Origin of the sequence: Nigerium sp. (assembly GCF_039811905.1) — a bacterium.
Classification (GTDB): Bacteria; Actinomycetota; Actinomycetes; order Propionibacteriales; family Propionibacteriaceae; genus Propioniciclava.
This window is the reverse complement of sequence record NZ_JBDHZL010000101.1, coordinates 1-9,939: the sequence shown is the minus strand read 5'-3', so window position 1 is coordinate 9,939 and position 9,939 is coordinate 1. Positions and strand designations below refer to the sequence as shown.

11 protein-coding genes and 1 tRNA gene are annotated in these 9,939 nt (G+C 71.9%); 6 read left to right on the top strand and 6 right to left on the bottom strand.

The genetic code is table 11. The features are described 5' to 3' along the window. A partial coding sequence (locus WMJ97_RS12750; protein ID WP_347349376.1) for a hypothetical protein occupies positions 1 to 195 on the top strand: 195 nt, incomplete at its 5' end. 94 nt (positions 196 to 289) lie between these two features. Here the strand turns inward: WMJ97_RS12750 and WMJ97_RS12745 are convergent. After that, positions 290 to 1,042: a sulfite exporter TauE/SafE family protein gene (locus tag WMJ97_RS12745; protein ID WP_347349375.1), complete on the bottom strand. Its 753-nt coding sequence runs from the start codon at positions 1,040 to 1,042 to the stop codon at positions 290 to 292. 45 nt (positions 1,043 to 1,087) lie between these two features. Continuing rightward, positions 1,088 to 1,960 carry a GntR family transcriptional regulator gene (locus WMJ97_RS12740; RefSeq protein ID WP_347349374.1) on the bottom strand — a complete coding sequence of 291 codons (873 nt, stop codon included), beginning with the start codon at positions 1,958 to 1,960 and terminating at the stop codon, positions 1,088 to 1,090. A gap of 50 nt (positions 1,961 to 2,010) precedes the next feature. On the opposite strand from WMJ97_RS12740, the gene fdrA reads away from it, so the two are divergent. From fdrA to WMJ97_RS12720, 4 genes are read left to right on the top strand one after another with little or no spacing between them, the layout of a single operon-like run. Continuing rightward, positions 2,011 to 3,693, top strand: coding sequence for an acyl-CoA synthetase FdrA (gene fdrA / locus WMJ97_RS12735; RefSeq protein ID WP_347349373.1), 1,683 nt, complete (start codon positions 2,011 to 2,013; stop codon positions 3,691 to 3,693). A gap of 12 nt (positions 3,694 to 3,705) precedes the next feature. After that, positions 3,706 to 4,989 (top strand): DUF1116 domain-containing protein, encoded by a 1,284-nt coding sequence (locus WMJ97_RS12730; RefSeq protein ID WP_347349372.1) that lies wholly within the window; start codon positions 3,706 to 3,708, stop codon positions 4,987 to 4,989. A gap of 13 nt (positions 4,990 to 5,002) precedes the next feature. Beyond that, complete coding sequence (locus tag WMJ97_RS12725) at positions 5,003 to 5,821, top strand: DUF2877 domain-containing protein (RefSeq protein ID WP_347349371.1); 819 nt, start codon at positions 5,003 to 5,005, stop codon at positions 5,819 to 5,821. Next, positions 5,818 to 6,723: a carbamate kinase gene (locus tag WMJ97_RS12720; RefSeq protein ID WP_347349370.1), complete on the top strand. Its 906-nt coding sequence runs from the start codon at positions 5,818 to 5,820 to the stop codon at positions 6,721 to 6,723. Before WMJ97_RS12725 ends, WMJ97_RS12720 begins: the two co-directional genes overlap by 4 nt. 85 nt (positions 6,724 to 6,808) lie before the next feature. On the opposite strand, the gene WMJ97_RS12715 is transcribed toward WMJ97_RS12720, so the two are convergent. The 3 genes from WMJ97_RS12715 to WMJ97_RS12705 all read right to left on the bottom strand — a co-directional run bounded on the left by WMJ97_RS12715 (position 6,809) and on the right by WMJ97_RS12705 (position 9,333). Beyond that, positions 6,809 to 7,768, bottom strand: coding sequence for a 2-hydroxyacid dehydrogenase (locus WMJ97_RS12715; RefSeq protein ID WP_347349369.1), 960 nt, complete (start codon positions 7,766 to 7,768; stop codon positions 6,809 to 6,811). Between the two features lie 25 nt (positions 7,769 to 7,793). Then, positions 7,794 to 8,525, bottom strand: coding sequence for a transporter substrate-binding domain-containing protein (locus tag WMJ97_RS12710; protein ID WP_347349368.1), 732 nt, complete (start codon positions 8,523 to 8,525; stop codon positions 7,794 to 7,796). A gap of 262 nt (positions 8,526 to 8,787) precedes the next feature. Further along, complete coding sequence (locus WMJ97_RS12705; RefSeq protein WP_347349367.1) at positions 8,788 to 9,333, bottom strand: hypothetical protein; 546 nt, start codon at positions 9,331 to 9,333, stop codon at positions 8,788 to 8,790. Between the two features lie 299 nt (positions 9,334 to 9,632). On the opposite strand from WMJ97_RS12705, the gene WMJ97_RS12700 reads away from it, so the two are divergent. Beyond that, positions 9,633 to 9,854, top strand: a complete 222-nt coding sequence (locus tag WMJ97_RS12700) for a hypothetical protein (protein ID WP_347349366.1) — start codon at positions 9,633 to 9,635, stop codon at positions 9,852 to 9,854. 12 nt (positions 9,855 to 9,866) lie between these two features. On the opposite strand, the gene WMJ97_RS12695 is transcribed toward WMJ97_RS12700, so the two are convergent. Then, positions 9,867 to 9,939 (bottom strand) — tRNA-Ile (locus tag WMJ97_RS12695).

The window sequence follows — 9,939 nt, the reverse complement described above, 5'->3', positions numbered from 1 at the left end:
TGCGCACTCGTTCGCGTCGTGACACAAACGCTGCAGGTCTTTCGCAAACGCTGCAGGTCTTTCGCAAACGCTGCAGGCGTTCTCGAAACGCCGGGCTTAAGCCGGAACGCTGCCTTACGTAAGGCAGCGTTCTCGCCGGAGGCAGGCGTTGTGGAAACGCTGCAGGCGTTTAGCGGTTTACTGCAGGCGTTCTGAAAACGCTGCAGGCGTTGCGGCCGCGGGCCAGGGGTCGGGGGTCGCGGGCCAGCGGCCCAGGGTCGGTCCCGGCGAAAGGGACGCGGACGAGCCCCTACGCGAACGCGCGCCAGCCCATGTAGATCGCCATCGCCACTCCGAAGACGACGATGAACACCCGGAACGCCTGCGCGGGGATCCGGCGCCCGACGAAGGCGCCCACCAGCGCCCCGATGATCGAGCCGACGGCCACGAGCGCCGCGTACTCCCAGCGCACGTCGCCCGTCAGCACGAAGAACAGCGCGGCCACCACGTTCACGAGGGTCTGCAGCACGTTCTTCACCGCGTTCTGCGTCTGGATGCCCGCGGACAGGAAGAGCCCGAGCACCCCGAGCAGGATCACGCCCTGCGCGGCGGAGAAGTACCCGCCGTAGATGCCCGCCAGAAACACGACGATCAACAGGGGCCCCCACCGCGTCCCGTCCACAGGCTTCATCGCCCGCGCGATGCGCGGCTGAAACGCGACCAGCAGCGCCGCGAACAGGATCAGCACGGGCACGACCATCTGGAACGTCACGCTCGGCAGCCGCGTCAGCAGGAAGGCCCCGATCACGGCGCCCACCACGGACGCCGCCCCCAGCCGCACGAGCAGCGAGCGCGTCTCGCCCAGTTCGTGCCGGTAACCCCATGACCCCGCGATCGACCCCGGCACCAGCCCCACCGTGTTCGCGATGTTGGCCTGCACCGGCGGGACGCCCAGCATCACCATCACCGGGTAGGTGATGAGCGACCCCGACCCCACCACGGTGTTGATCAGGCCGGCGCCGAAGCCCGCCAGCACCACCGCCAGCATCTGCAGCACACTCATCGCCGAACTCCTGGGTCAGTCACCATTCTGGTATACCACACAGCCTCAGCGGGCCGTGAACGCCTTGATGCTACGGGCCCGGGTGGAGATCACGTGGCGGTGGGCGAGAAACTCGGCGAGCTCGGCGTCCCGCTCGACGACGGCGCGCAGCACCCGCTCATGATCGCTGCACAGATCCAGCTCGTGGTCGGTGATCGTCTGCCGGAACAACCGCTGAATCTGCCAGTGCAGCGGGCCCATGAGGTCGCTCAGCAGGGCCGAGTGGGCGGCGGCGACCAGCGCGAGGTGGAAGTCCGCGTTCGCGAGCGAGCCCGCACGCAGGTCCCCCCGGGCGGCCGCCGCTGTCGCGCGGCCCTGATGGGAGCGGAGCGCGGCGAGATCGTCGTCGTCGCGATACCGCGCCGCGCGACCGGCGACGAGCGGCTCCAGCGCCGTCCGGACGTCGAACAACTCCTCCACATCCCCGGCCGTCAGCTCGGTGACGACCGCCCCGATGCGCGGCCGGTTCACGACCATCCGCTGCTGCTCCAGCACCAGCAGCGCCTCCCGGACGGGCACCCGCGACACCCCGAACTCCTCCGACAGCGCCCGCTCCCGCAGCCGGTCGTCGGGCCGGTAGACGCCGCTCACGATCCGCTCGCGAACCTCCTCGACGACCTCGTCCCGCAGAGCCTCACGCGGCGCAGGCGTCCGCGCAGCCGGACGCCGGACGCCCGGCTCGCGCGCCGACGTCCCCGCATTATCCGACGATCGGACGCCGCCCGCCGGGCGCGCGCCGGACGCCGCGCCCGCGCTCGCACTCCCCACGACCGGGCTCTCCGCCGCCGGGGTCCGGCCCCGAGCCGCCCCGGCCGGGCCGTGCGCGCCGGACGCCGCACCCGCGGCGTCCGAGGGGTGAACGACAGCGATCTCATCCATGCCTCTTGGTATACCATGAGCGTCATCGCCATGGACCCACGGGAGCTGTCGTGTTGCAGACCATCGTTCGAAAGAACCAGTATCAGGATTCAGTCGCGCTCATGGTGCTGAGCCGCACGCTGTCCGACCTGGACGGCGTCGCGAAGGTCTCGGTGATGATGGGCACGCCGGCCAACAAGCAGATCCTGGCCGACACAGGCTTCTCCACCCCCGAGCTCGACGACGCCGCCCCCTCCGACCTCGTGATCGGCGTGGACGCCGACGACCAGGAGACGGTCGACAGCGTGCTGGCGCAGGCGTCCGAGCTGCTCAAGAACCAGGCGGCCGCGGGCGGAGGGGCCACCCGGACGACGGTCCGCAGCCTCGCCCGCGCCCAGTCGAAGCTGCCCGGGGCGAACCTCGCGCTCGTGTCCATCCCGGGCGAGTACGCCGCCGCGCAGGCCCACCACCTCCTCGACGCCGGCCTGCACGTCATGCTCTTCAGCGACAATGTGACCGTCGCCGACGAGGCGTCCCTCAAGCAGCGCGCCCGCGACCTCGGCCTGCTCGTCATGGGCCCCGACTGCGGCACGGCCGCGTTCGCCGGCACGGCCCTCGCGTTCGGCAACCTCACCTCGCCGGGCAGCATCGGCGTCGTCGGCGCCTCCGGGACGGGGACGCAGGAGGTCATGGTCCAGATCGACCGGCTCGGCGCCGGCGTCAGCCAGGCGATCGGCCTCGGCGGGCGCGATCTCAGCGAGCAGATCGGCGGCGGCACGTGCCTGCAGGCGCTCGCCGCGCTGGACGCCGACCCGGCGACCGACACGATCGTCATCGTCAGCAAGCCCCCGGCCCCGCAGGTGCGCGCCCGCGTCGAGGAGGCCGCCCAGGGCCTGAGCAAGCCGGTCGTCGCGGTGATCCTCGGCGAGCGTCCGGACGCCGCCCGCGTCGGCAACATCACCTACGCCGCCACGCTCGCGGACGCCGCGCACCGCGCGGTCGAGCTGGCCGGCACGGCCGGCTTCCCGCGGTCGGACGGCGGCGTCGTCGGCATGTTCACCGGCGGCACGCTCGCGAACGAGGCGGCCATGATCCTGCGCGACGAGCTGGGACTGCCCGCCGACAACGGCGAACACCCCGCCGGCTCGATGCTGCACGAGGGGCCGCACCGCGTCGTCGACCTGGGCGACGACGTCTACACCCAGGGGCGCCCGCACCCGATGATCGACCCGACGCTGCGCGCCGAGCTGCTGCCCGGCGTCCTCGCCGACCCAACGACGGCCGTCCTGCTGCTCGACGTCGTCACCGGCTACGGCTCGGCGGCCGACCCGGCCGGCGCGATCATCCCGGCGATCGCCGAAGGCGTCGCCTCCGCCCGGGCAGACGGCCGCGAGGTCGCGGTCGTGGCGTCCGTCACGGGCACCGCCCGCGACCCGCAGGCGCTGGACGCCCAAGTGCAGGCGCTGCGGGACGCCGGCGTCCGCGTGCTGCCCGACAACGCGAGTGCCGCGCGGCACGCGGCCGCGCTGGCGCGGGCGGCCGCCGATCGGCGTCCCCACCCGGACGCCGCCCCCGCCCCCGCGGCCGTCACTGCCCTGCTGACCGACGGTCCGAAGGTGATCAACCTGGGGCTCGCCTCGTTCGCCGACGACCTGATCGAGCAGCAGGCCGGGGTCGTCCACTGGAACTGGACGCCGCCCGCCGGCGGCGACCCACGCCTCGCCCGACTCGTCGATCTGCTCATGGAACGCTGAGGAGAAACTGCCATGACCGACTCCACTTTCGACTACGCGACCATCGACGAGGCGAACGCCGCCGTCGTCGACATCGTCACCGCGGGCCAGCCGACGCTCGTCGACGTCGTGCAGGCTCACACGGTGATCCCCGACCTGGTGCCGGGCGAGTACGTGCTGCTGCACGCCGGCCCGCCGGTCGCCTTCGCCGACATGCCGGCCCCCATGCAGGCGTCTTGCGTGGGCGCCGCGATCTTCGAGGGCTGGGCCGACGACGAGGACGCCGCCCGCGCGATCGTCGCCGACCAGGCGCGTTACGTGCCCTGCCACAGCGTCGGGGCCGTCGGCCCCATGGGCGGCATCACGAGCGCCCACATGGCGATGGTCGTCGTGGTCAACCAGACGTACGGCAACACCGCCTACTCGACGATGAACGAGGGCATCGGCAAGGTGCTGCGGTTCGGCGCCAACGACGCCGAGGTGATCGAGCGGCTGCGGTGGATGCGCGACGTCCTCGGCCCGTCGCTGGCCGCGGCCCTGAAGCAGACCGACGGCGGGTACGCCCTGTCGCCCGTGATCGCCCGGGCGATCAGCATGGGTGACGAGATGCACCAGCGCAACATCGCGGCGTCCGCCCTGTTCGCGAAGGACATGGCGCCGCTGCTGTGCCGCATCGACCTGCCGGCCGAGCAGATCGCCGAGGTGAGCGACTTCCTCTCGCGCACGGACCAGTTCTTCCTGAACATCGCGATGGCCGCGTGCAAGTCGATCATGGACGCTGCCCGCACCATCACCGAGGGGTCGGTCGTCACGGCGATGACGCGCAACGGGCACGAGTTCGGCATCCGGGTGTCCGGGCTGGGCGACCGGTGGTTCACGGCGCCCGTCAACACGCCCGAGGGGCTGTTCTTCACCGGCTACGACCAGTCGCAGGCGTGCCCCGACATGGGCGACTCCGCGATCACCGAGACGTTCGGGCTGGGCGGCATGAGCATGATCGCCGCGCCGGGCGTCACGCGGTTCCTCGGCGCGGGCGGCTTCTCGGACGCCCTCGCGATCAGCGAGGAGATGGCCGAGATCGTCACGTCGTTCAACGCGGGCCTGTCGATCCCGACCTGGGACTTCCAGGGGGCGCCGACCGGCATCGACGTCCGCAAGGTGGTGCAGACCGGCATCACCCCGATCATCAACACCGGCATCGCGTCGCTGACGCCGGGCGTCGGCCAGATCGGCGCCGGCACCGTACGCGCTCCCCTGGGCTGCTTCACGCAAGCCCTCGAGGCGTTGGCCGAGCGGTACGGCATTGCGGTGGACTGAGAGCGTGCGTCCGGTGGGCGGGCAGCCGGCCGACGAGCAGCCGGTGGGGCCGGCGTCCGTCGTGCGGGTGCGCCCGCGCGCGTTGACCGAGCCCGCCCGGCGGGCGCTGGCGGCTCAGCGCTGGCGCGCGCCGGTCACGGCGGTGTTCGCCCGGTCGTTCAACGTGACGGCCGCGGGCCTCGTCGTGAACGTGGCGTCCCACCCGCTCGACGGCGTCTGCCAGGTGCAGGCCGCCGGGGCGATCGGCGTCCGGCCAGGGGCAATGGTCGCGTTCGAGGCGTCCGAGCGGGCGGTCGACGTCGGGCTGGCGAGCACCGGACGCGTTCCCGCGGGAACGTTTCGGCGTCCCGAGAGCTGGTTCGACGCGCCGGGGGTGGCGGACGCCGTCCGTCCGCGGCTGGAGGCCGGGGCCCGGTCGCTGGCCGGGCCGGAGGCGTCCGATGTGGGCGCGGCGCTCGCGCTGGTCGGGCTGGGGGCCGGGCTGACGCCGTCGGGCGACGACGCGCTGGTCGGCATGCTCGCGCTCGCGTGGCGCGCGTTCGGCCGGACGCCCGCGCTGCGGGCGCTCGGGGCGTCCGTGGCCGGGGGCGCTCTGACGACGGACGTCGCGGAGACCCACCTCGTGCTGGCGTGCGGCGGCGAGTTCGCCCCGCCGGTCGCCCGGCTCGTGGAGGCGCTGGAGCGCGGGCGCGGCGTCGACGACGCGGTGGCCCGCGTGGCCGCGATCGGGCATTCGTCGGGGGCGGATCTGCTCGCCGGCGTTCAGGTGATGGCGGAGTCGCTGCGCCGCAGCGCCGAGAAGGGCCGGGCGATGGAAGGAGCCGTGCGATGAGGGCGCTGGTGGCGCTGGGCGGCAACGCGATCTCCCGGCGCGGCGAGGAGATGACGATCGAGAACCAGCGCCGCAACATCCGGATGGTGTGCCGGGCGCTGGCCGAGGTCTCTCGCGATCACGAGCTGGTCGTGACGCACGGCAACGGGCCGCAGGTCGGCCTGCTCGCGCTGCAGAACGCGTTCTATGCGCACGGGCCGCAGTTCACGCTCGACGTGCTGGGCGCCCAGACGCAGGGCATGATCGGCTACCTCATCGAGATCGAGCTGCGCAACGCGCTGGAGCGGCCGCAGATGATGACGACGGTGCTGACGCTCACCGAGGTGGACGCCGCCGATCCGGCGTTCGCGCATCCGACGAAGTTCGTCGGTCCGATCTACACCGACGCCGAGGCCGCGGCCCTCGCGCAGGTGCGCGGCTGGACGTTCGGCGACGACGGCGGCCACGCCCGCCGGGTCGTGGCGTCGCCGCGTCCGCAGCGGGTGATCCAGGTCGATTCGACGAAGAAACTCCTAGCCGCCGGGCACATCGTCGTCGCGTCGGGCGGCGGCGGCATCCCGGTCGCGCGGGACGCCGACGGCCACTACGCGGGCGTCGAGGCCGTCGTCGACAAGGACGCCAGCTCGGCCGTGCTCGCCGCCCACGTCGGGGCCGACGTGTTTGTGCTCGCCACCGACGCCGACGCCGTCATGCTCGACTGGGGCACCCCCGACGCGCGGCCGCTGCGCCGGGCGAGCGTCGGCGAGCTGGCCGGCTACGAGTTCGCCGCCGGCTCGATGGGCCCGAAGGTGGACGCCGCCGCCGACTTCGTCCGACGGAGCGGCAAGCGCGCCGTCATCGGCCGCATCGACGACCTCCCGGGGCTGCTGGCCGGCGACTCGGGGACGTCCGTCGTCCCGTAGCGGTCATCCGGGCCGGAGCGCTACCGCATGCCCGGGCCAGAGGGCCCGGGTCGTTACCGCGGCCGGCGGCCGCGGCGTCCGGACGTCAGCCGCTCACCAGCGAGGTCGGCTGCTCCCCGGCTTGGGCGCGTTCGATGTTCTCCCAGGCGAACCGGACGCGGCGGGCCCAGCCCTCGAGGGCGTGCCCGGCCGTGTGCGGGGTCAGCACCACGTTGTCGAGCGCGAGCAGTGGATGGTCGTCGGGGATGGGCTCCTGCCAGTACACGTCGAGCCCGGCGCCTCCGATCGCCCGCGACGTCAGGGCGTCGACGAGCGCCTGCTCGTCGACCAGTTCGCCGCGGCTCGTGTTGATCAGGATGGCGTTCGGCTTCATGGCGGCCAGCTCGCGCGCGCCGATGAGTCCGCGGGTCGCGGGCAGCAGCGGCGCATGCAGGGTGAGGACGTCGGCGGTGCTGACGAGTTCGTCCAGCGAGACCCGTCGGGCGCCGAGCTCGGCCTCGAGGGCAGGGGCGTCGCGGGCGTCGTAGTAGATGATGTCGGTTTCGAACGCCTTGGCCCGGCGGGCCACCTTCTGCCCGATGGTGCCGGCCCCGACGACGCCGACCGTCTTGCCGGCGAGTTCGAACGTGTTGAACCCGTCGGCCGCGCTACGCCACCCTCCCCCGCGGACCGACCCGTCGCACGGCACGATCCGCTTGTAGAGGGCGAGCATGAGCGCGATCGCGTGCTCCGCGACCGCCCAGGCGTTCGCGCCGCCGTTGGTGGCCACCGGGACGCCGCAGGCGCGGGCCGCCTCCAGGTCGACCTTGTCGTACCCGGCGGCGAGCAGTTGGATCAGCCGCAGCGAGCGGGCCCCGCGGATCAGCGCGCCGGACAGGTTCGCGGGGTGCAGCACGACGTACTCGACCCCCTCGAGGCGTCGCGCCTTCTCGTCCTCGTCGAGCCGGGCCGAGATCGTGGCGATCTCATACCCGCTGGGGGCCAGCGCCTCGAACGTGTCGGTCACTCGCTGGCCCTGCCCGTTGATCAGAAGTACCTTGCTCACCGTTGTCTCCCTGGTCGTGCCGTGGTCACGCCTGCGTCGGCACGGGCGTGGCGCCGTCGATGCCGTGCTCGCTCAGGGCGCGCGCCACGAAGTCGGTGGCCGTCAGGTCGGCCACGAAGCTCGTCAAGGCGGACGCCGCCGCGTCGCCGCGCCGACGGTCCAGCCCCATGGCCTGCCGGATCACCATGAACCGCTCCGGCAGGAACCGCAGCCCGGGGTGCGCGAGCATGTCCTGCTCGAGTTGCTGCCGGACGCCCGCGGCCACGTCGAGCCCCTCCGCCAGGAAGAGCGGCGTGACGGCCTGCGGGTTGGGCGCGCGCACCAGCTCGGCGTCCTTGATCTCGCGGGACAGGAACAGGTCGTAGGCGCTCCGCGCCCCGACCGCCACCCGCACCCCGGGACGATCGACGTCGGCGTTCTGGGTCATCGGGGAGGCGTCCCGCACCACGTACCAGCCTTCGATGTGCAGGTAGGCGTCCGTGAAGGCGATCGTGGCCGCGCGGGAGGGGTCGATGGCGAAGAAGCCGATGTCCGCTCGCCCGTCGGTGACCGCCTCGACGGACTGGCCGGCCGAGGTGACCACCAGGTACTCGATCGGCACGCCGAGCCGGCGGGCCAGTTGGGCCGCGATGTCCACGGAGACGCCCTGGGGCGCCTCGTCGGGGCCGTCACGCCGCGCGAGCACCGCGTTGCCGACGTTGATGCAGGCACGCAGGACGCCGGTGGGCGCCAGATGCCGGGCTGCCGGAGTGGTCATGAGCACATCGCTTTCTCCAGAGCGGGGGCCGGAACGGCTCGGACGCCGACGAAGCCCCCGCCACAGGCCGGGCTGGTCGGGGACATGGGCTCTTCTCCTCGTTGAACGAGCGCTGTCGGGCCCCCTCGGTGAGGGAACTGGGTTTGAGCGTAGCAGATGTTATAACATATTTTCTAGGGTGGTCGACGGCGCCGCGGGGCGCCGCGATCGTCCGCGAGGACGCCTCAAGCGCCGGGGTTGCGGGGCCGGCAGGGAACGTGCGTTACTTCAAGGACGCCTTGCAGGCCGGACCGCTCTGGTCCAGGTCAAGCCCGTAGTCCATGAACGTGGTGGTCTTGGAGCCCCTCCCCCGGAACGTCTCTCCGTGTTTCCCCATGGCGTTGGTGTAGCTGATCGAAATCTTCCAGCCGATCTTGTCGGGGTCCTTCACCGACCACGTGACATAGAGCAGCGGATCACCGGTGTTCTCCGAAATCGATGGCCGGCACTTGATCGACACCTTCGGCTTCCGTTTCGATTTCACCGTTGTGGTCGGAGTCGAGGACGGCTTGGACGTCGCCGTCCGCTCCGCGGTCGGGGTGCGGGTGGGCGTGCGGGTGACCGTGGCGGCCGGAGTGCGGGTGGTCGCGACGGTCGGAGTGGAGGTCGCCGTGGGTGTTGGCGTCGGGCTCGCGGTCACCGCGACGGTGGCGGTGGGGGTGCTCGGCGCGGCCGACGGGCTTGTCGACGCAGCTGATGACGAACAGCCGGACAGAGCGGCCAGCGCACAGCTGGCGATCGCGATGATGCGCTTGATGGGGGGCTTCATGCGGGGATTCTGGCAGAGGAAGGTGTCGATTCCAGGACGGCTGTTCTTGAAATCACGCTCGGACATTCACAGCGAAGGGTCGCGTCCTTTGTTCCCGGCCTGGCCGCCGGACGGGCGCTCAGACGTCCGGCATTCAACAGGAAGGCCCTCCGCGCGGATGACCGTGTCGCATACGGGCAGATTCCCCGCCATGGCCCTGTCTCAGGCTTGGCTGCTTCGACTGACGAACGGGACTGCTGCACGAATAGGTGACATCTGATCTGGCTTGCCCGCGGGGGTGGGCCTGGAAGGATGTTGCTGTGCCCAAGCCCTACCCGAGCGAGTTCCGTGACGACGTCGTGCGCGTCGCGAGGAACCGCGAGCCCGGAGTCACGATCGAGCAGGCAGCCGATCGGACCTCCGACCCCGACGAGAAGGGCCGCCTCCGTCGCGCCGCAAGCGCCATCGGCGACATCGTCGGTCAGGTCGGCGCGGGAGTCATGACCGCATTCATTACCCAGCAAACCGACATAACGCCCTAGGCATCTCTTAGGTAGGGCGTGCGGGGCTCGAACCCGCGACCCAGGGATTATGAGTCCCCTGCTCTGACCGGCTGAGCTAACGCCC

Bases quoted from the DNA above. Each gene is read 5' to 3' on its own strand.
- WMJ97_RS12745 (WP_347349375.1), bottom strand. From the start codon at position 1,042: ATGAGTGTGCTGCAGATGCTGGCGGTGGTGCTGGCGGGCTTCGGCGCC.
- WMJ97_RS12740 (WP_347349374.1), bottom strand. From the start codon at position 1,960: ATGGATGAGATCGCTGTCGTTCACCCCTCGGACGCCGCGGGTGCGGCG.
- WMJ97_RS12730 (WP_347349372.1), top strand. From the start codon at position 3,706: ATGACCGACTCCACTTTCGACTACGCGACCATCGACGAGGCGAACGCC.
- WMJ97_RS12720 (WP_347349370.1), top strand. From the start codon at position 5,818: ATGAGGGCGCTGGTGGCGCTGGGCGGCAACGCGATCTCCCGGCGCGGC.
- WMJ97_RS12710 (WP_347349368.1), bottom strand. From the start codon at position 8,525: ATGACCACTCCGGCAGCCCGGCATCTGGCGCCCACCGGCGTCCTGCGT.
- WMJ97_RS12705 (WP_347349367.1), bottom strand. From the start codon at position 9,333: ATGAAGCCCCCCATCAAGCGCATCATCGCGATCGCCAGCTGTGCGCTG.